This is a genomic window from Frateuria sp. GZRR35 (assembly GCF_051900415.1).
GTDB lineage: Bacteria > Pseudomonadota > Gammaproteobacteria > Xanthomonadales > Rhodanobacteraceae > Frateuria_A.
This window is the reverse complement of sequence record NZ_JBHZGL010000002.1, coordinates 284,950-307,219: the sequence shown is the minus strand read 5'-3', so window position 1 is coordinate 307,219 and position 22,270 is coordinate 284,950. Positions and strand designations below refer to the sequence as shown.

The window sequence follows — 22,270 nt, the reverse complement described above, 5'->3', positions numbered from 1 at the left end:
GCCGGGCCGCCACGGCAGCGTGAAAGGCTTACTCGGCGGTTTCGGTCGATTCGCGACCGCCACGGCCGCGGCCGCCATCACGACGCGGCGCGCCGGCGCCCTTCTTGGCCGGGCCACGGTTGTCGCGCTCGCGACGGGCCGGGGCGGCCTTGCGCTCGTCCTTGGCGACCGGGTTGCCTTCCTCGTCCAGCTCGACGAACTCGTTGGCGTCGCCGTGGGCGGCGTCCGGGGCGGCAGCCTTGCCTTCCAGGATCGCGTCGGCGGCGGCACGGGCGTACAGCTGGATCGCGCGGATCGCGTCGTCGTTGCCCGGGATGGCGTAGTCCACCAGTTCCGGGTTGTAGTTGGTGTCAACGACGGCGATCACCGGGATGCCGAGCTTCTTCGCTTCCTGCACGGCGATGTCCTCGTGGCCGATGTCGACCACGAACAGCGCGTCGGGGAGGCGGTTCATGTTCTTGATGCCGCCGAGCGAATTCTCGAGCTTGTCGCGCTCGCGGCGCAGCGAGAGCACTTCGTGCTTGACCAGCTTGTCGAAGGTGCCGTCGGTCTCGGCCGCTTCCAGCTCCTTCAGACGGGCCACCGACTGCTTGACGGTGCGGAAGTTCGTCAGCATGCCACCCAGCCAGCGGGCGGTCACGAACGGCATGCCGGCGCGGGCGGCCTCTTCGGCCAGCGGCTCGCGGGCGGAACGCTTGGTGCCGACGAACAGGATGGTGCCGCGCTTCTGCGCCAGGCCCGACAGGAAGTTCATCGCGTCGGTGAACAGCGGCAGGGTCTTCTCGAGGTTGATGATGTGGATCTTGCCGCGCGCGCCGAAGATGTACGGGGCCATCTTCGGGTTCCAGTAGCGGGTCTGGTGACCGAAATGCACGCCAGCTTCAAGCATCTGGCGCATGGTGACTTGTGCCATGGTTCTGTTCTCGATTGTTGGGCCGTAAGCAAACGACCCGGGGGTTGGGACCTCCACGCATCCCCGGCCTCGACCGCGACCGTCGAACGACGGACCGCGGCACCCCGAAGACGGTGCCGATGCGTGTGTGGCGTTGGTTGGGCTTGGCAGCGCGTGGGCGCTACAATCCCGTTTCGTCTTGCGCCGTGGACCTTCTCGAAGGACTTCAACGGCTTGCAAAACCGTGCAATTGTAGCCGGTACGCCGGCTCCGCGGCAAGCTGCCGGCCTCTCGGCGCTGCCGCCTTCTCCAAAGCGGATTCCATGGCCATTACCCTCAAATCTCCCCAGGACCTCGAAGGCATGCGCGTCGCCGGCAAGCTGGCGGCCGAAGTGCTGGCGCTGCTCAAGGAGCACGTCAAGCCAGGCGTCACCACCGAGGACCTGGACCGGATCGCCTACGAGCACATCGTCAACGTGCAGAAGGCGGTGCCGGCCAACGTGGGCTACAACGGCTTTCCCAAGACGCTGTGCACCTCGGTCAACCACGTGATCTGCCACGGCATCCCGACGCCGGGCAAGGTCCTGAAGGACGGAGACATCATCAATCTGGACGTCACCGTCATCAAGGACGGCTGGCACGGCGACACCAGCCGCATGTACTTCGTCGGCACGCCTTCGGTATTGGCAAAACGCCTGGTCGAGACTACCCACGAGGCCATGATGCGCGGCATCGAGCAGGTGCGGCCTGGCGCCCACCTGGGCGACATCGGCCACGCGATCCAGAAGCACGCCGAGGCGGCTGGTTTCTCGGTGGTGCGCGAGTACTGCGGGCACGGCATCGGCAAGGTCTACCACGACGAGCCTCAGGTGCTGCATTACGGCAAGCCCGACACTGGCGTGGAGCTCAAGAAGGGCATGACCTTCACCGTCGAGCCGATGATCAACGCCGGCAAGCCGCAGACCCGGCAGCTGCCGGACGGCTGGACGGTGGTCACCAAGGACCACTCGCTCTCCGCACAGTGGGAGCACACCGTGGCGGTGACCGACGACGGCTTCGAGATCCTGACGCCCTGGCCGGATGCCTGAGGCAAGGCGGCCCCATCCGCCTGTCGGCACCTTCCCCCGTGAGCGGGGGAAGGCTCGATAGCTGGGTGTGCGGCACGTGGGCCTCGCCTCGCCCGCACGGCAAGGCCCGATAGCCCGGTGCGCGTCACGTGATCCTTCCCCGCCCGCGGGGGAAGGTGCCCGAAGGGCGGATGGGGGAAGCCTCGCGACCATGCCTCATCCACCGCTGGCCGTTAAGCTTCCAGGGTGACCATTCCACCCACCCTTCCCGCACTTCCCCGCCTACCCCCGGCCGTGCCGCGCTCGGGCGTCTCGGTGGAAGCCCGTCGCGCCCTGCGCCAGCTGCTTGAAGACGTCGACCGCGCGCTGACCGCCGCCTTCCGCGAGGGTGTCGACGCCGGCGCGCTCGCCCGGCGCCGCGGCGAAGCGGTCGCGCGCGTGGTCGCCCACGTCTGGACCGCTTGCCTGGGCGAGGTCGACGGCGCGGCGCTGTTCGCCGTCGGCGGTTTCGGCCGCGGCCTGTTGTTTCCCCATTCGGACGTCGACCTGCTGGCGCTGGTGCGGGAGGCGCAACCGGCCCGCCTGCGCGCGCTGGAGCAATGCTTCGCCACGCTGTGGGACGTCGGCCTGAAGGTCGGCCACGCCGTGCGCGATCCGCTGCAGTGCCGGGCGCTGGCCGCGCAGGAAGCCAGCGTCTTCACCAGCCTGCTCGACGCGCGCCGGCTGGCCGGCGACCCGGCCATGGACACCGAGCTGCAGGCGATCGTGGACGACCCGGCGCTGTGGCCACCGTCCGCCTATCTCGCCGTGCGCCTGGCCGAGCGCGACGCACGCCACGCGCGCTACGACGACACCGCCTACAACCTCGAACCCAACATCAAGGAGGGCCCCGGCGGCCTGCGCACGCTCGATGCGCTGCGCTGGCTCGGCAAGCGCCTGGCGCATGCCGACGGTTTCGAGGCGATGGTCGGCGAGGGCCTGCTCGATCCTGCCGAGTGCGCCACCCTGGAGCAGTCCGAAGCGACCCTGCGCCGCTACCGCTACGCGCTGCACCTGGAAGCCGGACGCGCCGAGGAGCGGCTGCTGTTCGACTACCAGCGTGCGCTCGCCGCGCGACTGGGCTTCGTCGACGAGCACGCCACCAACCTGGGCGTGGAGCAGTTCATGCAGGGCTACTACCGCGCCGCCAGCCAGATCGAACGGCTGGGGGTGCAGATCGTCGAACGCTTCGAGGAAATGCTCGAGCCGGCCGAGACGGCGGCGCCGGTCGGCGAGCACTTTCTGCGCTACGGCTCGCGGCTGGCCGCGCGCGATCCGGACGTGTTCCTGCGCCGCCCCGCCGCGCTGGTGGAGGCCTTCTTCGCACGCCTGGACGAGCCCGGCATCGTCGGTTTCACCGCCGACACCATGCGCCGCATCCACCAGGCCACTGCGCAGCTCGACGGCGCACTGGCCGACGATCGGGAGGTGCTTGCCGCGTTCCTGCGCCTGCTGCGCCAGGGCGCCCGCTCGGTGGACGCCTTGTGGCGGATGAACCGCCACGGCCTGCTGGCCGCGATCCTGCCGGCGTTCGGTCGCGTGTTCGGGCGCATGCAATACGACCTGTTCCACGTCTACACGGTCGACGAGCACACCTTGCGCGTGCTGCACAACGTCGCGCGTTTCGCCGACCCGGCCGCGCAGGCCGAGTTCCCGCTCGCCCGGGAGATCTGGCCGACCTTGCCCACGCCCGAGGTGCTGCTGCTCGCGGCGCTGTTCCACGACATCGCCAAGGGCCGCGGCGGCGACCATTCGGTGCTGGGCGAGGAGGAGGCGCGCGCGTTCTGCACGAAGCTCGGGCTGCCGCCCAACGACGTCGAGCGCGTGGCCTGGCTGGTGCGTCACCACCTGCTGATGAGCGTCACCGCGCAACGGCAGGACATCACCGACCCGGACGTGGTCGCGCGCTTTGCGCAGGTAGTGGAAAACCGCGAACAGCTCGGCCAGCTCTACTTGCTCACCATCGCCGACATCATCGGCACCAGCCCCAGGCTGTGGAACGGCTGGAAGGACCGCCTGCTGGCCGACCTCTACAGCGCCACGCGCTACGCCCTGCGCAGCGACGTGGAGCTGCCCCGCGACGCCGCCACCCGCGTGCGCGAATGCCAGGAGTACGCACTGCCGCTGTTGCAGGCCGACGGCTTCGACACGGCCACCGTCGAGCGCGTGTGGGCCGGCTTTCCGCAGGCGAGCTTCCTGCGCCACCGGCCCGAGCAGATCGCCTGGCAGACCGCCGCGATCCTGCGAGCCGACGGTGTGCTGCCGCTGATCGCGGTGCATCCGCTGTCGGTGCGCGGCACCACCGAACTGTTCGTCTACACGCCCGACCGCGACGGCCTGTTCGCCACCGTGACCGCGATGCTGGATCGCCTGCGCCTGTCGGTGCTGGAGGCGCGCGTGCTGGTTTCGCCGAACGGCATGGCGCAGGACACATTCCTGCTGCTGGACACCGACACGCAGCAACCGGCCACCCCGGCGCGCGCGGACGAACTCCAGCAGCGCCTGACTCGCGCGCTGGCGCAGACCGTGCCGGTGCACCCGGCGCGACGCAGTGCCTCGCGCCAGCTCAAGCATTTCCAGATGACCCCGCGGATCGGCTTCCACGCCGCCGGCGGCCGCACCCAGCTGGCGCTGGTGTGCACGGACCGCCCCGGCCTGCTGGCCGCAGTGGCGCAGGCGATGGTGGAAGCGCAAGTGCGCGTGCACGACGCGCGGATCGCCACCTTCGGCGAGCGGGTGGAGGATTTCTTCCAGCTCACCGACCGCCACGACGCGCCGCTGGGCGAGGCGCAGCAGGAACGGTTGCGCCAGGCCTTGCTGGCGCGGTTGGGGCAGAGCAACTGAGGCCCCTGTAGGAGCGCACCTGTGCGCGACCGGATGCATGGCGGTCGCGCACAGGTGCGCTCCTACGGGGGATCGGTCACGCCACTGCGTCGGTACCCCAGAGCGCCTGCATGTCCACCTCGATATCCAGCGCGGCCAGATCGACCACCTCGCTGACGTGGTGGGCCTCCACGTCGCCGCGGCGACGGATCGGGGAGCCCACGCGCAGCCCGTCGTGGGTGGTGAGCGAGGCGACCACCGGCTGGTGGCCGGCCGCTCCGCGCTGGATCACCACTGCGAGTGAGCCATTGCGCAGGCGCACGCCGGTGCCGGGCGGATAGATGCCCAGCGTCTTGATGAACATCCGCGCCAGCCGCTCGTCCAGCGCGGCTCCCTCGTTGAGGAACAGCCAGCGCAAGGCGAGCGTCGGTTGCAGCGGCGGCCGGTAGTCGCGTCCGGAGACCCGCGCGCAATAGACGTCCGCCAGCGCCAGCAGGCGCGCCGGCCGGCCGATCTCCTCGCCCATCTTGCCGCCCGGGTAGCCGCTGCCGTCGGCACGCTCGTGGTGGTCGCGCACGGCGTTGAGCCACGCGGCGCTGGCGATGCCGTGGTCGCGCAGTCGGGCTACCCCGAGCCGGCAGTGTGCGCGCACCGCCAGGTGTTGTTCGTCCGAAAGCGGCCCCTCCAGCGCGACCAGTTGCTCATGCAGTTCGAACATGCCGATGTTCATGGTCAGCGCGGCGGACACGGTGGCCGCCAGTTCGACCGGCTCCAGCGCCATGGCGGCGCCGGTGAGCTGGCAGGCGATCGCGGCGTTGACCGCATGGCGCGAGCCATAGGGTCCCTCGGGACGCAGCAGGATGCTGGCCAGCGCCACGTCCGGGTTCCGGCGGCAAGCCTCGCGCACCCGCTCGGCGATCTCGGCCAGGGTGCCGGGGAAGTCCGTCGGCGAGGGGTCGGCCAACAGCGACTGCAGTTGTTCGCGCGCCTGAAGCACCAGTGCCAGCGGCGAAGGCGGTGGCGGCAGGAAGGGGCCGCGGCACTCTTCTTCCGATCCGTAGAACAGGCCGTGCTCGAGCAGCTTCTCAAGTTGCGCTTCGGTGCCGATCACCTGGCCCAGGGGCATCAGCAGTTTGCCCCGGGCGTCGTAGGCATTGAATCGCAATGGCTGGCCGACCGTGATCTCGGCCGGGTCGATCGGACGCCGTGGCATGGTTTTTCCGTCTTGCCGTTCTCGCCGTATGCGGTTGCCGCCGCCCGGCGGTTCGAGGCGAGGCGCAAGTTGATCGGCAGCGTACGCGCCAAACTTTAGCGCCGCCTCACGCGGTCGCCAGTTCGGCCCATGAGGCAATCAGGCGCAACGGCCCGGGTTCGGGCATGCAGGCAAACGATGCGTGCAGCGCCTCGATGACGTTGCCCTGCAGCGGTTCATCCATCGGCGCCACGCCGGCCCAGGCGTTGCGGCCGTGGCGCTTGGCCGCATACAGGCACTCGTCGGCCAGGTTCACCACCTGCTCCCAGTTGAGCTGGTCGGGCTCGGCGGCAAACACCGGGTAGCTGGCGAAGCCGATCGAGCAGGTGCGATGCAGCCGGCGGCCTTCGCCCAAGTCGAACCGATGGCTCGCCACCGCGGCGCGGATCCGTTCGGCGAACTGCGGTCCCGCATCGCGCGGCGCGAACCGGGCCACGATCAGGAACTCCTCGCCGCCCCAGCGCACCGGCGTGTCGGACTCGCGGGTCACGGCGAGCAGGATGTCGCGGAACTGTTGCAGCACGCGGTCGCCCGCCGCATGGCCGTAGGTGTCGTTGATCTCCTTGAAGTGGTCGATGTCGACCATCAGGAACAATAGGCCCAGCGCCTGCGGCGGATGCTGGCGCTCCTGGAAGTGGCGGCGCGCCAACGCCACGTCCTGCTCGATATGGTCGTGCAGGTAGCGACGGTTCTTCAGGCCGGTGAGCGGATCGGTGATGGTCTGCTCGGCCAGCGCCTCGTTGGCGGCCTTCAGCTCCACCGTGCGCCGCTCGACCAGCGCCGCCAGCTCCTGGTTGCGCTGGCGCAGTGCGGCCAGCCGCCAGCGCAGCGTCAGCACAAGCAACAGCATGCCCGCGGCGATCCAGGCCAGCCAGGCCCAGCCGGTGCGATACCAGGGTGGCAGCACGCGGAAGGCAAACGTGGCTTCCTTGCCGATCGCGCCGTACACGTTGCGCGCCCGTACGCGGAAGCGGTAGTCGCCTTCGCGCAGGTTGGTGTAGTCGCGGTAGGCCTCGTCGGTCCATGGCGACCAGCCGGTGTCCAGGCCCTCGAGCATGACCTGGAAGCGGTTGGCTTCGGGCGTGTCGAAGCTGGGTGCGGCGAACATGAAGCGCAGCGCGTTGCGTGCATACGGCACCTCGGCCGCCGGGCCCTGGCGGGGCAGCAGGCGGCCATCGGCGGTAGTGAGGACTCCGCGCAACAAGGCGTGGAAATCGGCATCGACCTGCGCGCCGGACGACGGCTCGTAACGGTACATGCCGTGCTCCGCTCCGAACCAGAGCACGCCCTCGCCATCGTCGCGGATCGAGGTCATGGCGCTGCCGGCGATCGGCTGCAGCCGCGTCGTCGACCAGTGCCACGCGCCGTGGGCGTCGCGTTGTGCACGGCCGGTTTCCTTGATGCCGCGGGTGAGGTCGGCGGTGTACATCCACAGCCGGCCCCGGTGATCCTGGCGTGCTGCCGCCACCTGCCGCGCGCCGTCAGGGAACAGCCCGGCAAAGCGCGCGTCCGCTGCAAAGCGGCCGTTCGCCTCGTCGAATCGGTAGATGCCAGCGGAAGTGGCGAAACGCAGCTGCCCGTCGATGGGTACCAGCAGCGGTTGCCCGGCCGGCAGCCCCTGGCGTGCGTTGAACCGCTCCACCCGGACGGGCGTGCCGCCGGCCTTCGTGCCGGCCCATCCGGCAGGGAAGCTCAGGCGCAAGACGTTGCTGTTCCAGGTGCCGGCCCACAGGCGGCCATCGGCGTCCTCGTAGAGGCTGCGCAATTCGTCGTGCACGCCTTCGATGCGGCCTTCGTCGACCCAGCGCTGTCCGTCCCAGCGAAGGGAAGCCAGCCCGGCCTGCAGGCCCACGAACACTCGCGACGGATCACGCCGCGAGTGCAGCAGCGAGAAGGCGCTGGTGTCGCTGCGCAGCACCAGCGTCGGGGCACCGTGTTCACCGACCTGGAACACGCCGGAGAAGGTGGCCGCGAGCAAGCCGTGGCCGCTGTCCAACAGCGACCAGACGACGGAGTGCGTGCCCAGCGGAATCTGCTGGAACCGCGCATCGCCCGCGACGCCGGGATCGAGCCGGAACAACCCGGCGGTGCTGCCGACATAAAGCCGGCCCGCGTGACGCGCCATGGTCAACACGGCCCCGCCCAGGCCCGCATGTTCGTCGAAGCGGGTCAGCGGGCTGTCGATGGCGATACGGCTGATGCCCACGTCGCTGGTGGCCCACAGGCCGTCCTCGCGGTCCTCGTACAACGCGTTGACCGCGTCGTCCGCCAGCCCGCTGGCGCGGGTCAGATGCCGGACCAGATGGCCTTCGCGGTCGAGCAGGAACAGGCCATCCGGCGGCGTGGCCACCGCCAGCAGGCCGTTGCGCAACCATAGGCCGAAGTACGGCAGCTTGCCGGCGAACAGCGCGTTGGCTTCGTCCGACCACGGCCGGTAGCCGTTGCCGTCGAACACGTACCAGCCGTCCGTGTAGGTACCGATCAGGATGCTGCCCGGCGCCGCTCCCGGGCCGTCCAGGGGAAGCATCACGTAGATCTTCTGCTCGGCGAAGCGCTCCCCGCCCGGCACCGGCGCCTCGCCGCCGTCGTCGGTCAACCGCACCAGGGCGTGGCCGATCTCGCGCACGTACAACGCATCGCGCACCAGAAAGGCCAGGTGGAACGCCTCGCGCGCGCGCCACACCTTCAGCTGTCCGTCCTGCAACCGGAAAATACGGCTACGGGTGGTGAACCAGATGCCGTCGGCCGCGGGCAGGATCTTCCATACGTCGGCGAACTCCCGTTCGGCCAAGGGCACGCGGTGGAGCAGCGAGACGTAATGCATCTGGCCACCGGCATCGGGCTGCAGGTAGCCGAAGTCGCCGACCGCACCTACGTAGACCCGGCCGCTGGCATCCACCGCCAGCGAGCGCACCGCACTGCGATTGGGGATCGGAATGCGCTGCCAGCGCGAGCCGTCGAACGCGAACAGGCCGTCGTCGACATTGCCCATGTAGATCACGCCGTCGTGCCCCTGCACGACCGACCAGTTCTGCGGCGCGCCACCGTACTCGGCGGGTGTGAAGTTGCGGATGGCCGGCTGCCCCGCCTCGGTGGCGAGCGCTGCGCCGGTGGCGGGCATCGCGGGCGCGGCAAGCAGCGGCGACGCGCCGCACAGCAGAAGCAGCGCCAGCCACGCCCACAGGCGCGGGCGTGCCGTGTTGCCGCGGATATTGCTGTCGTTCATCGCCACCTCGGCATCAACCGTCCGTCGCCCCGGGCGATCTCCCATCGGACACGGCTTGACCGGCCACGCTTCGTTATCGGCTGGGCGGCAGGGAAATTGAACGGCCGCAGCACGAGGGCGGCTGCCTGCGCTGCGATCGAACATCGCGGCCCGTGGCCCTGGCTCTCCGTATACTTGCCCGTTCCCGCGGCCGGAGCGCCACGTTTGCTGACGGATAGTCCATGCCTTCCATCGACGCCCTGATCGACGACGCCTTCGAGCGCCGCAACGAGCTCAGCCAGAGCGAGATCGAAACCCACCTGCGCCCGGCGCTCGCGCAAGTGATGGAGCTGCTCGAGCAGGGCGAGCAGCGTGTCGCGGAGCCGGACGGGCAGGGCGGCTGGAAGGTCAACGCCTGGCTCAAGAAAGCCGTGCTGCTGTACTTCCGCATCAACGGCAACCGGGTGGTCGACGGGGGGCCCGCGCTGGCCTTCGACAAGGTGCCGCTGCGCTTCGGCCACGGCAACGACGCGGAGCTGGAGGGCCTGGGAGCCCGCGTGGTGCCTGGCGCGCTGGTGCGCCGCGGTGCGCACATCGCGAAGGACGCGGTGCTGATGCCGAGCTACGTCAACATCGGCGCCTATGTCGGCGCCGGCAGCATGATCGATACCTGGGCGACGGTCGGCTCCTGCGCGCAGATCGGCGCGCGCGTGCACCTGTCCGGCGGCGTGGGCATCGGCGGCGTGCTCGAGCCGCTGCAGGCGAACCCGACCATCATCGAAGACGACTGCTTCATCGGCGCACGCTCCGAAGTGGTCGAGGGCGTGGTGGTGGAGAAGGGCAGCGTCATCGGCATGGGCGTGTTCCTGGGCCAGTCCACCCGCATCTACAACCGCGCCACCGGCGAGGTCAGCTACGGCCGCATCCCGGCCGGCAGCGTGGTGGTCGCCGGCAGCCTGCCAGCGAAGGATGGCAGCCACAGCCTGTACGCCGCGGTGATCGTCAAGCAGGTCGACGAGAAGACGCGCGCCAAGACCGGCATCAACGAGCTGCTGAGGAGCGCCGAATGAGCACCACGCTGTACGGCCTGCCCAACTGCGATACCTGCAAGAAGGCGCGCAACTGGCTCGCCCGTTTCGAGGTGCCGCACGCGTTCGTCGACTACCGCGCCAATCCCGTGCCGGCGGCGACGCTCAAGGCCTGGGCGCAACAGCTGGGCGGCTGGGAGAAACTGGTCAACAAGTCCTCCACCACCTGGCGCAACCTGCTGCCGCAGCGCAAGAACCCCGGTTCCGATCCGGAGTGGACGCTGCTGCTGAAGGAATACCCGGCGCTGGTGCGCCGGCCGGTGGTGGTGCAGGACGACGGGGCGGTGAGCGTCGGTTTTACCGACAACGGGTTCAAGAAGCTGTTCGGCAAATAAAGTTCCCGCGTCGGGAGTCTTCCTGTAGGAGCGCACTTGTGCGCGACCGCCATGCACCCGGTCGCGCACAAGTGCGCTCCTACAGGGATTTCGTAAGCAGGTGGGAGTTTCGCTTGAGCGACATACTGGACTTAACCCGTGATCTGATCGGCCGCCGCTCGGTGACCCCCGAGGATGCCGGCTGCCAGGCGCTGATCGCCGAACGGCTCGCGCGGGCGGGCTTCGCCATCGAGCATCTTCGCCACGGCGTGGTGGACAACCTCTGGGCTACGCACGGTCAGGGCCCCACGCTAATCTTCCTGGGCCATACCGACGTGGTACCCAGCGGTCCGGAGGACGCGTGGCAGAGCCCGCCGTTCGAACCGGTCGTGCGCGATGGCCGTCTTTACGGCCGCGGGGCGGCCGACATGAAGGGTTCGGTTTCGGCGATGGTGCTGGCGCTGGAGCGATTCGTAACGACGCACCCGCAACACACCGGCCGCGTCGCGCTGCTGCTGACCAGCGACGAGGAAGGTCCGACCAACCTCGATGGCGTGCGTCGCGTAGCCGAGACGTTCCGCGCGCGTGGCGAGCGGCTGGACTGGTGCGTGGTCGGCGAGCCCTCGTCGAAGGAGCGGCTGGGTGACCTGATCCGTGTCGGCCGCCGCGGCTCGCTTTCCGGCACGCTCGCCGTGCGTGGCGTGCAGGGCCACGTGGCCTATCCGGAAAAGGCGAGGAACCCCATCCACGCGTTCGCCCCGGCGCTGGCCGAACTGGTGGCTACCCGCTGGGACGCGGGCAACGCGGACTTCCCGCCGACCTCGTTCCAGGTCTCCAACCTCAACGCCGGTACGGGTGCTACCAACGTGATTCCCGGCACGCTCGTCGCACTGATCAACTTCCGCTACTCGACTGCGAGCACGGCCGCGGACCTGCGCGCGCGCACCGAGGCCATCCTCGATCGCCACGGCCTGGACTGGCAGCTGGATTGGAACCTCTCAGGCGAGCCGTTCCTCAGCGCCGCGGGCGGTCGCCTGCGCGAAACCGTGCTCGGCGTGTGCCGTGAGCTATGCGGCGTGGAGCCGGAGCAAAGCACCGGCGGCGGGACGTCCGACGGGCGTTTCATCGCGCCCTTGGGTGCCGAGGTGGTGGAGCTGGGGCCGGTCAACGCGACCATCCACAAGGTGGACGAGTGCGTGGCGGTAGCAGACCTGGAGCGGTTGCCGGGGCTATACCAGGCGATCTGCGAAAGGTTGCTGGGCTAAGGCGCAAGAGCGCCCCCATCCGCCTGTCGGCACCTTCCCCCGCATTCGCAGGGGAAGGCCTCGATGGGTGGCTTTGCGCTGCCGACCCTTCCCCCCGCGACTGCGGGGAAGGTGCCCGAAGGGCGGATGAGGGCGCCTTGGCGGGAGCCCTGCCCAACCCGCCGCCGTCACCCACACGCTCCGGCACGCGCCAGCATGACACTGCGTTCCTGCGCGTTGTGCGTAAGCGCCGCAGCGCGCTCGAATTCAGTGCGAGCCTCGTCGCTTCGCCCAAGCCTGGCCAGCAGGTCGCCGCGCACCGCCGGCAGCAGGTGATAGCCGGCCAGCGCCGCGACCTCCCGCAAGGCATCGACCAGCGCCAGCCCCGCAGCAGGGCCCTCGGCCATGGACACCGCCACTGCGCGGTTGAGTTCCACCACCGGCGACGGCGCCACTTGCGCCAGCCGGGCGTAGAGTGCGGCGATGCGCGGCCAATCCGTGGCCTCGGCCGTGGTCGCACGCGCGTGGCAGGCGGCGATCGCTGCCTGCAGCGCGTACGGGCCTCCGGCGCCACCGAGGCGGCCGGCGCGTTCCAGCGCCTCCAGTCCACGGTGGATCAGCAACTGGTCCCACAACGCGCGGTTCTGCTCCAGCAGCAGCACGGGGCGACCATCCGCGCCCACGCGTGCATGGCTGCGCGAAGCCTGGATCTCCATCAGTGCAAGCAGCCCGAGTACTTCCGGTTCGCGTGGCATCAGCCCGGCCAGGGTGCGGCCCAGGCGCAGGGCTTCCTCGCACAGCGCCGGACGCATCCAGTCGTCGCCGGCGGTGGCGGTATAGCCCTCGTTGAAGACCAGGTAGATCACGCCCAGTACCGCCGCCAACCGTGCCTCGAGTTCGGCGCCGCGCGGTACCTCGAACGGCACGCGCTTGTCGGCCAGGGTGCGTTTGGCGCGCACGATGCGCTGGGCGATCGTCGGCTCGGCGGTCAGGAAGGCGCGGGCGATTTCCGCGGTGGTCAGGGCGCCGAGCAGGCGCAGGGTGAGCGCCACCTGCGCCTCGGTGGACAGCGCGGGATGGCACGCGGTGAAGATCAGCCGCAGCAGGTCGTCGCCGATGTCGTCGTCGAGCGCTTCGAGGTTGGGCATCGTGAACGCCTCGTGCTCCGGGTCGCCATCCAGCGCCGCGTGCTTGCGCTCGACCAGCTGGCGGTGCCGCAGCAGGTCGATGCCGCGCCGCTTGGCCGCCGTCATCAGCCATGCGCCGGGGTTGTCCGGCACGCCCGATGTCGGCCAGCGCTCCAGTGCCGCGACCAGCGCGTCCTGCGCGAGTTCTTCGGCAAGGTCGATGTCGCGTACGACGCGGATCAGCGCGGCGATCAGCTTGGGCGCTTCCAGGCGCCAGACAGTTTCGATCGCGCGGTGGGTTTCGGCTTGGCTCATGCGGCCGATCAGACCACCGCGCGCATGGGCCGGCAAGTCGTGACGGCAGGGTGGGCATCAGCCCACCCTACGGAGCGCTACGCCTTCCCGGCCACTTCGGCGCGCAGGCGCTCTTCGGTCTCACGCATCTCGGGCGTCATCGCCTCGCCGAAGTCGTCGGCCTCGAACAACGGCCGGATCTCGATCGAGCACTCGCCCTCGAACGGCGGCGGGCAGCGGCGCGCCCACTCGAGCGCCTCGTCCATCGAGCGCACCTGCCACAGCCAGAAACCGGCGATCAGCTCCTTGGCCTCGGCGAAAGGTCCGTCGACCACGCTACGGCCGTTGCCGGCGAAATGAACCCGCTTGCCAGCGGCGCTGGGCTTGAGGCCTTCGCCGGCCAGCATCACACCCGCTTTCACCAGTTCTTCGTTGAACGCCATCATCTGGCGCATGAGCTTTTCGCTCGGCATCACGCCGGCTTCCGATTCGGCCGTGGCGCGGACCATCACCATGCAGCGCATCGCTTTTCTCCTTCGTGCGCCGGCGGATGCCGGCTTCCGTTGATACGACGCGCGGGCGCCGGCATTTTCGACATCGCGTCGCGCCGCGCCTGCGGCATGATGGACGGCCGCCATCACCGACCGGAGTTACCCATGCACGCCAGCGGAACCTTCGACGTGAAGCTTGCGCCACAGCCAGCCGCGCCCGGCACCGAAGCAGCGCAGCTCGGTCGGCTGTCGATCGACAAGCGCTTCCAGGGCGATCTGGACGCCACCAGCCTGGGCGAGATGCTCTCGGCGGGCACCGGGGTGCCCGGTTCGGCCGGCTACGTGGCGATCGAGCGGGTAAGCGGGTCGCTGCACGGGCGGCAGGGCAGTTTCGTGCTGATGCATTACGGGTTGATGGAGCGCGGCGCGCCGAGCCTGCGGGTGTCGGTGGTGCCGGACTCGGGCACCGGGGAGCTGGTGGGCATCAAGGGCGAGCTGGCTATCCGCATCGAGCAGGGGCGGCACGAGTACGCGTTGGAGTACGAATTGGCGTAAAGCTCTTCGCGTGGCGTCGCCGGTATGGCGGTGGCTTTCCGGGAGGTTGCTGTCTGACGAGCGGGCTTCCGCGCGAGCCCCGGCCCTTCACCCAAACCCTCTCCCCGGAGGGGAGAGGGAGCAAAGGCAATGCTCGTTCCCTTTGGGAAGCCGCGGCCGCATTGAAGCCCTCTCCCCTCCGGGGAGAGGGTTTGGGTGAGGGGCCGGGCTCGCGGGGAAGCTGGCCGTTGCTTTCAGCTCGAAGCCCCTGCTGGCTGCCGGTGAGCCTTTCGCCAGGTCGCCCCCACCCCAGCTCTCTCCCGGAGGGGCGCTGTTACGGCGTGCCGGGGCTCAGCGTCAGAGTCCACCTGGCGGGACCGGGAAGCAGCGGGGTGGGCCGGCCGTCGACCCATTCCGCGTGTCCCGCGCCGTAATAGGGCGAGAGCGGGTTGTCACTCTGGCCGCCGGGCATCTCCAGGATGCCTCGCGCTTCGTGACCGGGCGAAACCGCCAGCCGTTCGGAGGCGCCGAAACCGGGCGCGGCCACGCGGGGCATGTTGGCGTCCCCCGGCAGCGGCGTGTCGGGCATGTCCAGGAAGCGCGCCAGGAAGTGCGGCAGTGCGGGCGAGAGCGCGTGGTGGATATCTGCGGGGTTGACCTCGCCCCACGTGCGCGCGGCCAGCCCGCCCGGCTGCCCGCCCAGCTCCGTGGCCACGCGACGCGCGGCGTCCTGGAGCAGCGCGTTCCAGTTCCGATAGTGCGGGTCGAGCAGCCACGCGGGCTGGTCGCGCAGCAGCGACCACACAGCCGCCTCCGCGTTGCCGGTGCCCGAAGGCCAGCCGAAGTCCGGGTAGCGCGCCTTTACCGTCGCCACGAACGGTGCCAGCGCCAGCCGGTGCACTTCGGTGCGGAAGGCGCGCACCAGCCGGTAGTCCACGCTGTCGGGAGCGGCGCGGTTGCGCCAGGTCGCGGTGCGCTCGCGCAGCGCCTCGAGCACGGGATCGGAGGTCCCCGCCAGCGTGTCCTGCAGCAGCCGCTGCCAGGGGGTGAGGAAGACCGCGCGATCGTCGAGCTGGATGTCGAGCAGGTTGCCGGGGGTGAACACGCTGTGCATCCTCAGATCGTCGCGGATCTGCTGCGCCCGCGCGCCGAGGTCATGGCCACCGTTGCCGAGCAGATCCAGCGCGGGACCGTCGACGGTGCGATTGTTGGCGGTCCACAGCCGCCCGCCGGATGGGTCGGCCACGCGCGGGTACTGCGAGGGCGGCGCCCAGCCCTGCCAGCCCGTGCCCGCCTGCGACCAGTCCGCCGGCTGCTGCGGTTCGCTGCCGAACGGGCGCACGGGAATCGCATTGCCGGCGAGCGTCCAGCCGATATGCCCCTCACGATCGGCGACCAGCAGGTTTTGCGGCGGCATGCCCAGGGTCGGCGCCAGGTCCAGTGCGGCGGCGACGCTGGGTGCGCGCTCCAGCTGCATCAGGCCCAGGTTGTAGGCATGCGGGTCCTGCGCGATCCAGGCCAGGGCCAGCGGCGTGCCGTCGGTGTCCTTGGCGAGGATCGGTCCCCAGCGGGTGTCCTGCACTTCGAGCACGCGGTCGGGCGCGCCTTTGACGTGGACGCGTTCGGCGTGGTGCTCGATCGTCGCCCAGCCGCCGGGCACTTTGTAGCGCGAGGGATCGGCCGGGTCGCGCGTGACCCGCACCCAATCCAGCCAGTCGCCGTAGCTGTTGGTGAAGCCCCAGGCGATCTGCCCGTTGGAACCGACCACGAGTGCCGGCGTGCCGGGCAGGGTCACGCCCACCGCGTCGCGTGTGCCGCCGGGCGCCTTGGCATCCGGATAGCGCAGGCGCGCGCGGAACCAGATGTCCGGCACGCGCAGGCCCAGGTGCATGTCGTTGGCGAGCATGGCCGCGCCGGTGTCGGTGAGCTGGCCGGCGACCGCGAAATTGTTGCTGCCGGGATGGCGCTCTTCCAGCGCCGGCGCGAGCGCGGCGGCCACCGATGCCACCGGCGTGGCAGGCGCCGGCTGTGCGCGCAGGTCGAACACGCCCGCGCCGGGCAGCACGGGCGGGCGCGACAGCGTGCCGGTGAGCGGCGCTTCCCAATTCGGATCGGGCGAAAGCAGGAAATCCACCAGCGGCGCCGGCAACGCGGCCCGCATGCGCGCGATGTCCAGCTCGCGCGTGTTGCGGCCGTGGCCGTTGAGGTCCAGGTACATCGCGCCGATCACCAGCAGGCAGTCCTCCGACCGCCAGGGCTTGGGCGTGCCGCCCAGCAGGAAGTATTCCCACGGCTTCTCGCGCAAGTCGGCCAGGCCGGCGTTGACGCCGTCGCGGTAACGGTCGAGCACCTGCTTCTGTTCGGGCGTCATCGCCGCGTAGGCTGCCTCGGCGACCGCACGCAGGCGGTGGCGACGGATGTCCAGGTCGGTGTCCAGCGCCGCCGGGCCGACCAGTTCGGCCAACTCGCCGGCCGCCACGCGGCGCATCAGGTCCATTTCGAACCAGCGTTCCTGCGCATGCACGAAACCCAGCGCGAAGGTCGCGTCGGCGCGGCTGCGCGCGTCGATGGTGACGCTGCCGTTGGCGTCGCGCGCGATCTTCACCGGCGCTGACAGGCCCGCTACCCGAAGTCCGCCATCCAGCCGCGCGCGGCTGCCGGCCAGCAGGTACCAGCCGGTGGCGAACACCGCGGCCAGCAGCACCAGCACCACCAGTGCGAGGGCACGCCACCACGGAAAGCGGCGGCGAATCATTCCGGCGCGAACACCGCGAACATGCCGGCGTAGGGCTTGACCATGAAAGCCGGCGCGCCGGCGTAGCCTTCGTCGCCCAGGTAGAACTGCGAGATGGTGCCGTCCAGGAACAGCGCGTCGCGGCAGCCCAGCTCATCGCGGAACAGCCGCGCGAAGGTGTGGAAGTTGACCGGCGCCTCGCTCACGGCGAACACCACATTGCGCGGCGTGCGGGCGCATACGCCGCTGCGCCACTTCAGGCTGTCCGAATCGTGCATGAAGGCCGGGTTGATCTCGCCGTCGATCACCAGCATCGGCCCCGACTGCGTGGCCCACTGCGCCTTGCGCCCATCGGCCTTGAAGTCCGCGCTGGTTTCGACCGCTGCCTTGCCATCCGGGTAGATCGCGAACACGCCGTTGGGCAGCAGCGAGAAGTTGCCGGCGGCGGGATTGCCGTGCGCCATGTTGAGCGGCACCAGCGCCTTGCCGTCCTCCACGTACAGCCCGAGTGGCTTGAACGCCGCGTCGTAGATGCCGGCGTTGGCGGCGAACAGCAGCCGCCGGCCGTGCCTCTCGCCCCATTGGCGCAGGCTGTCGATGCTGCCGAACGCTTCGCCGCTGTCGGGCGCGCGCCAGTGCAGGGTCAGCGGCTCGCGCTTGAGGTCGATGCTGACCACGCGGTAGTTCTGCCCCTCGAACGCGCGCTCTTCGCTGTCCAGCGCGCGCGCTTGCGGCGCGCAGCCGGCCAGGGCGGCGAGCAGCAGGGAGACGATCGGGGCGAACGGCAGGCGGGGGACGAAGCGGATCATGTCCCGATGGTCGCCGCCCGGACGCGACAGACGCAAGTGTGCGCGCGGGCGCATGTTCAGGCCCGGCGCTACACTTGCCGCTTTGCCGCCGCCCTCCTGCCGATGTCGACCGCCTACTGCCCGATCGTCGCCACGCTCGGCTACGTGCTCTCGCCCGACCGCGAACACGTGCTGATGATCCACCGCAACGCCCGGCCGGACGACCAGCACCTGGGCAAGTACAACGGCCTGGGCGGCAAGATGGAGCCGGGCGAGGACATCGCCGCCTGCATGCGCCGGGAGATCCGCGAGGAGGCCGGCATCGAGTGCACCTCGATGTGCCTGCGCGGCACGCTCAACTGGCCCGGCTTCGGCAAGCAGGGCGAGGACTGGCTGGGTTTCATCTTCCTGATCGACGGCTTCGAGGGGACCTGCCACACCGGCAACCACGAAGGCACGCTGGAGTGGGTACCGCGCGCACGGCTGATGGAGCTGCCGATGTGGGAGGGCGACCGGCATTTCCTGCCGCTGGTGTTCGACCAGGACCCGCGGCCATTCCATGGCGTGATGCCGTACGAGAATGGCCGGATGCAGTCGTGGTCGGTCACGCGGTTGTGAGCTCGCCGGTCATACGCATCGTCGCGGCGGTGATCCGCGACGGCGCCGGCCGCACGCTGCTGGTGCGCAAGCGTGGCGCGACGGTGTTCCAGCAGCCCGGCGGCAAGCGTGATCCGGACGATGCGGACGACCTGGCCACGCTGGCGCGCGAATTGCGCGAGGAGCTGGGTTGCGAGCTCTTGCCCGGTTCCGCGCGGCTGCTGTGCCACGCAGGCGCGGCGGCCGCCAACGAGCCGGGTCATCGGGTCGAGGCGGCGGTCTACACGGTGGACGTGTGCGGCGAGCCCGTCGCTCAGGCGGAGATTGCCCAGTTGCGCTGGATCGACCCGGCCGCGCCAGGCGAGTTGCCGATCGCCACGCTGAGCCGCGAGCACATCCTGCCGTTGCTGCCGGCACACACGCCCGTGTAGGAGCGCGCCTGTGCGCGACCACGGTGCCTGGTGGTGCCTCGCAGGCCGTGTGGATGGCGGTCGCGCACAGGGTGCGCTCCTACAGGATGGCGTCGGTGCCGGGCATCTCTCGCGATCGTCATGTTGAGCCGTCGCCGCTGCGGCTAGCGCACCCGGTGCGCGACCGCGGTGCACGGCGGCGTCTCGCGGGCCGTGTAGATGGCGGTCGCGCACAGGTGCGCTCCTACAGGGTGGCGTTGTGCCGGGGATTTCTCACGATCGCATGTTGAGCCGCCGCCGCGGCTTTCCATGTAGGAGCGCACCCTGTGCGCGACCGCGGTGTATGGCGGTGCCTCGCCGGCCATGTGGATGGCGGTCGTGCACTGGGTGCGCTCCTGCAAAAGGTCATGCGGCCACGGGCTTGGCCGTGGCCGCATGGTTACGCTCAGGGCTTGTAAACCTGGAACGTGCCGAACGGCTTCAACTGCGCGTCGATCGCCTTGGGATCGCCGACCACCACGATGCTCTGGTCCCTGGAGGCGAAGTACTTGCGCCCCATGGCCTGCACCTGGTCGGCGGTGACCTTGTTGGCTTCGGCGACGTAGCGGCCCAGGAAGTCCGGCGGCAGACCGTCGATCCAGTAGCCGGCCATGGTCGCCGTGAGCGCGCTCTGGATCTGGTTGCGCAGCAGGTAGATGCCGCCGACCAGCCGCTTGGCGCCGGTCAGTTCCTCCTCGCTGGGCGCCTGCGTGGCCATGCTGTCGTACAGCTTGGCCAGTTCTGCCAGCGTGGCGCCGGTGACCTCGTTGCGCACGTCGACCCGGGCGAACGCGCTGCCGCCGGCGCGCTGGGCGTCGAACTGCGAGAACGGGCTGTACGAATAGCCCTTATCCTCGCGGATGTCCTGCGTGATGCGGCTGGTGAAGCCGCCGCCGAGGATGGTGTCGGCCACGGTCAGCGGGATGAAGTCCGGGTTGCTGGCGGCGATCAACGGACGTCCATAGCGGATGTTGCTCTGCACGGCGCCTTCGCGCGGGACGATCAGCCGCTTGGCCGCGGCCTGGTGTGGCGCCGGGGGCGTGGTCGCCATGGCTTTGCCGTCGGCTTTCCACGCGCCGAACTGTTCGCCGGCCAGCTTGAACGCCTGCCCGGCATCGATGTGCCCGACGATGACCAGCAGCGCGCGGTCCGGCTGGAAGCGTGCGTCGTGCAACGCGCGCAACGCCGCCGGGTCGCTCGCCTTCACGGTGGCCTCGCTCAACGCGTCGCGCGAATACGGGTGCGAGCCAAACGCGGCATGGTCGAACGCGCGCTGCGCCTGCCAGGCCGGGCTGGACTCCTGCACCTTCAGCTCCTGCATGGCGTTGGCCTGGGCCAGCGCCACCTCCTTGGCCGGGAAGCTCGGATGCAGCGCGGTGTCGGCCACCAGCGCGATCAGTTCGGGTGCATGCGAAGCCAGCGCGTCGGCGCGGATGGTGATCGCATCGGCGTAGGCGCCGGTGCGGTAGTCGCCGCCGATGGAGCGCAGTGTTTCGGCAATCTGGAGCGAACTGCGGGTGGCGGTGCCCTCGTCGAGCAGGCGCGCCACCATCTCCGACAGTGCGGGCGTCGCGGCGTCATCGGCGGCGGTGCCGCCGAGTACCGCCAGCTCCACGTTGACCTTGGGCAACCCGTCGCGCGGTACGACCCACACGGTCAACCCATTAGGCAGCGTACGTTGCTGGATCTGCGGCGTGGGCAGCGGCTTTTCCGGGCCGTAGGCGGGCAGGTCCTTCGGCAGCGGCTGGGTGGAGGCCTGCGCGAAGCCGGCCAGCGAGAGGCCCACGGCAAGCGCGAGCAGCTTGAACGTCTTGTTCGTCTTCATGGCGGTCCTCACTTGGCGGGGGCTTTCGCGGCGGCGACGGGACGGCGCACGACCACGCTGCGGTTGGCGTCGGTGAGATAGGTGCGGGCCACGCGCCGGATGTCGTCGGCGCTCACGGCCTCGATCCAGCCCGGCATCTTGTTGGCGACGTTGGCATCGCCCCACAGCGTTTGCAGCTTGGCCATGGTGTCGGCGCGGTTGATGAAGGACTCCAGCCCGCCGTACCAGTCGGACAGCATCTTGGTCTTCACGCTGGCCAGCGTGGCGTCGTCCACGCCGTCGTTGGCGACCTTGGCGATCTCCTCATCGAGCGCGGCGAGCACCTGGTCGGGCGTGGCGTTGGGCTTGTAGATGGCGAACAGGCCCAGCAGCGCGGGGCCAGCGTAGTCGCTGCCGTCGCCCAGCGGGAAGTTCATGCCGCCCTGGATGTTGAGCAGCAGCTGGCGGCCCTTGACCAGGCCCTGGTAGAAGCGCGAAGCGTCATCGCCGACCAGCAGTTGCGAGAGCACCATCATCGGTACCTGGTCGGTGCTGCCGCGAGGCGGCATCTTCCAGCCGACCGCCAGCGCCGGCACCTTGGCCAGCGCGTCGGTTTCCTCGGCGTGGCGCGGCTTGGTGTTGAGCGGCTCGGACACATCCGGGCGCTTGGGCAGATCGCGCGCGGGGATGTCGCCGAAATACTCCTGCGCCAGTTTGAACGCTTCATCCGGCGTGACGTCGCCGGCGATGCCCAGCACCGCGTTGGCCGGCTGATAGAACGTATCGTGGAAGGTCTTCACGTCCGCGATGGAGGCGTGGTCCAGGTCCTTGAACGAGCCGTAGCCATCGTGCTTGTTGGCCCACTTGTCGAAGGCCAGCGCGTTCAGGTCGGTCCAGAAGAACAGGCCGTAGGGCTGGTTCTTCACGTTGACGCGGATTTCTTCCTTGACGACGTTCTGCTGGTTGGCCAGGTTCTTGGCACTGAAGTCGAGCGACTTCATGCGATCGGCTTCCAGCCACAGGATCGGTGCCAGCGCGGAGGAGGGCGCCGAGGCGATGTAGTTGGTGTAGTCGGCGCGGGTCGAGCCGTTGAACACGCCGCCGCCGCCCTGGATCACGCGCTCGAAGGTGCCCTTGGGCGCGTCCGGCGTGCCCTCGAACATCAGGTGCTCGAACAGGTGGGCGAAGCCGGTGCGGTTTTGCGGCTCCAGCCGCATGCCGACGTGGTAGACCATGCTGATGCCCACGGTGGGCGAGCTGTGGTCCTCCGAGACCACCACGGTCATGCCGTTGTCGAGCTTCTTGACGGCGACCGGCAATGTCCACGTATCGCTGTCGGCGGCCTGCGCCCCGAGGGCCAGGCCCAATCCCGCCACCAGGGCGGCCGTGCGTAAAACGCGCATCTGCATCTCCTTCTGTCCACGCGAACGGAAGCCCGATCCTGCGGCGGCGGGCCAGGGGGTGCAAGTGACGTTTGGGAGGGGCGGGCGCAGGCCCGATCCTTTCGCCCGTTTACGGGGGAAGGCTC

General features: G+C 69.7%; 17 protein-coding genes. 8 read left to right on the top strand and 9 right to left on the bottom strand.

Annotated elements, in window-relative coordinates; all coding sequences use genetic code 11:
• Positions 1 to 28 precede the first annotated feature (28 nt).
• Positions 29 to 913, bottom strand: coding sequence for a 30S ribosomal protein S2 (gene rpsB / locus ACFWZ3_RS03970; RefSeq protein WP_439706483.1), 885 nt, complete (start codon positions 911 to 913; stop codon positions 29 to 31).
• 302 nt (positions 914 to 1,215) lie between these two features.
• Here rpsB and map point away from each other — a divergent pair, with 302 nt between their 5' ends.
• On the top strand, positions 1,216 to 1,980 hold the full coding sequence (gene map / locus ACFWZ3_RS03965) for a type I methionyl aminopeptidase (RefSeq protein ID WP_209616282.1): 765 nt from the start codon (positions 1,216 to 1,218) through the stop codon (positions 1,978 to 1,980).
• A 294-nt stretch (positions 1,981 to 2,274) separates the two neighbouring features.
• On the top strand, positions 2,275 to 4,842 hold the full coding sequence (gene glnD / locus ACFWZ3_RS03960; protein WP_439706482.1) for a [protein-PII] uridylyltransferase: 2,568 nt from the start codon (positions 2,275 to 2,277) through the stop codon (positions 4,840 to 4,842).
• 76 nt (positions 4,843 to 4,918) lie between these two features.
• Here the strand turns inward: glnD and ACFWZ3_RS03955 are convergent, their stop codons facing one another.
• Both ACFWZ3_RS03955 and ACFWZ3_RS03950 read right to left on the bottom strand, forming a co-directional pair.
• Positions 4,919 to 6,034 carry an HD-GYP domain-containing protein gene (locus ACFWZ3_RS03955; protein WP_439706481.1) on the bottom strand — a complete coding sequence of 372 codons (1,116 nt, stop codon included), beginning with the start codon at positions 6,032 to 6,034 and terminating at the stop codon, positions 4,919 to 4,921.
• A 106-nt stretch (positions 6,035 to 6,140) separates the two neighbouring features.
• Positions 6,141 to 9,299: a diguanylate cyclase gene (locus ACFWZ3_RS03950; RefSeq protein WP_439706480.1), complete on the bottom strand. Its 3,159-nt coding sequence runs from the start codon at positions 9,297 to 9,299 to the stop codon at positions 6,141 to 6,143.
• 221 nt (positions 9,300 to 9,520) lie between these two features.
• Here ACFWZ3_RS03950 and dapD point away from each other — a divergent pair, with 221 nt between their 5' ends.
• From dapD to dapE, 3 genes are all read left to right on the top strand, one after another.
• The gene (gene dapD, locus ACFWZ3_RS03945) at positions 9,521 to 10,348 is read left to right on the top strand and encodes a 2,3,4,5-tetrahydropyridine-2,6-dicarboxylate N-succinyltransferase (RefSeq protein ID WP_439706479.1); all 828 of its coding nucleotides are present in this window, start codon (positions 9,521 to 9,523) and stop codon (positions 10,346 to 10,348) included.
• The gene (locus ACFWZ3_RS03940; protein WP_439706478.1) at positions 10,345 to 10,701 is read left to right on the top strand and encodes a Spx/MgsR family RNA polymerase-binding regulatory protein; all 357 of its coding nucleotides are present in this window, start codon (positions 10,345 to 10,347) and stop codon (positions 10,699 to 10,701) included. The genes dapD and ACFWZ3_RS03940 overlap by 4 nt, the downstream gene beginning before the upstream one ends.
• 113 nt (positions 10,702 to 10,814) lie before the next feature.
• Entirely contained in the window at positions 10,815 to 11,945 is a 1,131-nt protein-coding gene (gene dapE, locus ACFWZ3_RS03935) for a succinyl-diaminopimelate desuccinylase (RefSeq protein ID WP_439706477.1), read from the top strand.
• 167 nt (positions 11,946 to 12,112) lie between these two features.
• On the opposite strand, the gene ACFWZ3_RS03930 is transcribed toward dapE, so the two are convergent.
• Positions 12,113 to 13,366, bottom strand: coding sequence for an RNA polymerase sigma factor (locus ACFWZ3_RS03930; RefSeq protein ID WP_439706476.1), 1,254 nt, complete (start codon positions 13,364 to 13,366; stop codon positions 12,113 to 12,115).
• Between the two features lie 77 nt (positions 13,367 to 13,443).
• Positions 13,444 to 13,869 (bottom strand): YciI family protein, encoded by a 426-nt coding sequence (locus ACFWZ3_RS03925; RefSeq protein WP_439706475.1) that lies wholly within the window; start codon positions 13,867 to 13,869, stop codon positions 13,444 to 13,446.
• A gap of 132 nt (positions 13,870 to 14,001) precedes the next feature.
• Here ACFWZ3_RS03925 and ACFWZ3_RS03920 point away from each other — a divergent pair, with 132 nt between their 5' ends.
• Positions 14,002 to 14,391: a DUF3224 domain-containing protein gene (locus ACFWZ3_RS03920; protein ID WP_439706474.1), complete on the top strand. Its 390-nt coding sequence runs from the start codon at positions 14,002 to 14,004 to the stop codon at positions 14,389 to 14,391.
• A gap of 313 nt (positions 14,392 to 14,704) precedes the next feature.
• On the opposite strand, the gene ACFWZ3_RS03915 is transcribed toward ACFWZ3_RS03920, so the two are convergent.
• Both ACFWZ3_RS03915 and ACFWZ3_RS03910 read right to left on the bottom strand, forming a co-directional pair.
• On the bottom strand, positions 14,705 to 17,125 hold the full coding sequence (locus ACFWZ3_RS03915) for a penicillin acylase family protein (protein ID WP_439706473.1): 2,421 nt from the start codon (positions 17,123 to 17,125) through the stop codon (positions 14,705 to 14,707).
• Positions 17,122 to 17,913, bottom strand: a complete 792-nt coding sequence (locus ACFWZ3_RS03910) for a phosphodiester glycosidase family protein (RefSeq protein WP_439706472.1) — start codon at positions 17,911 to 17,913, stop codon at positions 17,122 to 17,124. The genes ACFWZ3_RS03915 and ACFWZ3_RS03910 overlap by 4 nt, the downstream gene beginning before the upstream one ends.
• 102 nt (positions 17,914 to 18,015) lie before the next feature.
• Between ACFWZ3_RS03910 and ACFWZ3_RS03905 the strand changes: the two genes are divergently transcribed.
• Positions 18,016 to 18,510, top strand: a complete 495-nt coding sequence (locus ACFWZ3_RS03905; protein WP_439706471.1) for an NUDIX hydrolase — start codon at positions 18,016 to 18,018, stop codon at positions 18,508 to 18,510.
• Positions 18,507 to 18,920, top strand: a complete 414-nt coding sequence (locus ACFWZ3_RS03900; RefSeq protein WP_439706470.1) for an NUDIX hydrolase — start codon at positions 18,507 to 18,509, stop codon at positions 18,918 to 18,920. The genes ACFWZ3_RS03905 and ACFWZ3_RS03900 overlap by 4 nt, the downstream gene beginning before the upstream one ends.
• Before the next feature lie 424 nt (positions 18,921 to 19,344).
• On the opposite strand, the gene ACFWZ3_RS03895 is transcribed toward ACFWZ3_RS03900, so the two are convergent.
• Together ACFWZ3_RS03895 and ACFWZ3_RS03890 are read right to left on the bottom strand one after the other, a co-directional pair.
• Complete coding sequence (locus ACFWZ3_RS03895) at positions 19,345 to 20,763, bottom strand: M16 family metallopeptidase (protein ID WP_439706469.1); 1,419 nt, start codon at positions 20,761 to 20,763, stop codon at positions 19,345 to 19,347.
• Positions 20,764 to 20,771: 8 nt separating this feature from the next.
• A complete protein-coding gene (locus ACFWZ3_RS03890; RefSeq protein WP_439706468.1) occupies positions 20,772 to 22,145 on the bottom strand; it encodes a M16 family metallopeptidase in 1,374 nt (457 codons plus the stop codon).
• Between the last annotated feature and the right edge of the window lie 125 nt (positions 22,146 to 22,270).

Coding starts and splice junctions, on each gene's coding strand:
- ACFWZ3_RS03930 (WP_439706476.1), bottom strand. CDS start 13,366: ATGAGCCAAGCCGAAACCCACCGCGCGATCGAAACTGTCTGGCGCCTG.
- ACFWZ3_RS03920 (WP_439706474.1), top strand. CDS start 14,002: ATGCACGCCAGCGGAACCTTCGACGTGAAGCTTGCGCCACAGCCAGCC.
- ACFWZ3_RS03940 (WP_439706478.1), top strand. CDS start 10,345: ATGAGCACCACGCTGTACGGCCTGCCCAACTGCGATACCTGCAAGAAG.
- ACFWZ3_RS03890 (WP_439706468.1), bottom strand. CDS start 22,145: ATGCGCGTTTTACGCACGGCCGCCCTGGTGGCGGGATTGGGCCTGGCC.
- map (WP_209616282.1), top strand. CDS start 1,216: ATGGCCATTACCCTCAAATCTCCCCAGGACCTCGAAGGCATGCGCGTC.
- ACFWZ3_RS03910 (WP_439706472.1), bottom strand. CDS start 17,913: ATGATCCGCTTCGTCCCCCGCCTGCCGTTCGCCCCGATCGTCTCCCTG.
- ACFWZ3_RS03955 (WP_439706481.1), bottom strand. CDS start 6,034: ATGCCACGGCGTCCGATCGACCCGGCCGAGATCACGGTCGGCCAGCCA.
- rpsB (WP_439706483.1), bottom strand. CDS start 913: ATGGCACAAGTCACCATGCGCCAGATGCTTGAAGCTGGCGTGCATTTC.
- ACFWZ3_RS03905 (WP_439706471.1), top strand. CDS start 18,016: ATGTCGACCGCCTACTGCCCGATCGTCGCCACGCTCGGCTACGTGCTC.
- ACFWZ3_RS03895 (WP_439706469.1), bottom strand. CDS start 20,763: ATGAAGACGAACAAGACGTTCAAGCTGCTCGCGCTTGCCGTGGGCCTC.
- ACFWZ3_RS03925 (WP_439706475.1), bottom strand. CDS start 13,869: ATGCGCTGCATGGTGATGGTCCGCGCCACGGCCGAATCGGAAGCCGGC.
- ACFWZ3_RS03915 (WP_439706473.1), bottom strand. CDS start 17,125: ATGATTCGCCGCCGCTTTCCGTGGTGGCGTGCCCTCGCACTGGTGGTG.
- ACFWZ3_RS03950 (WP_439706480.1), bottom strand. CDS start 9,299: ATGAACGACAGCAATATCCGCGGCAACACGGCACGCCCGCGCCTGTGG.
- dapD (WP_439706479.1), top strand. CDS start 9,521: ATGCCTTCCATCGACGCCCTGATCGACGACGCCTTCGAGCGCCGCAAC.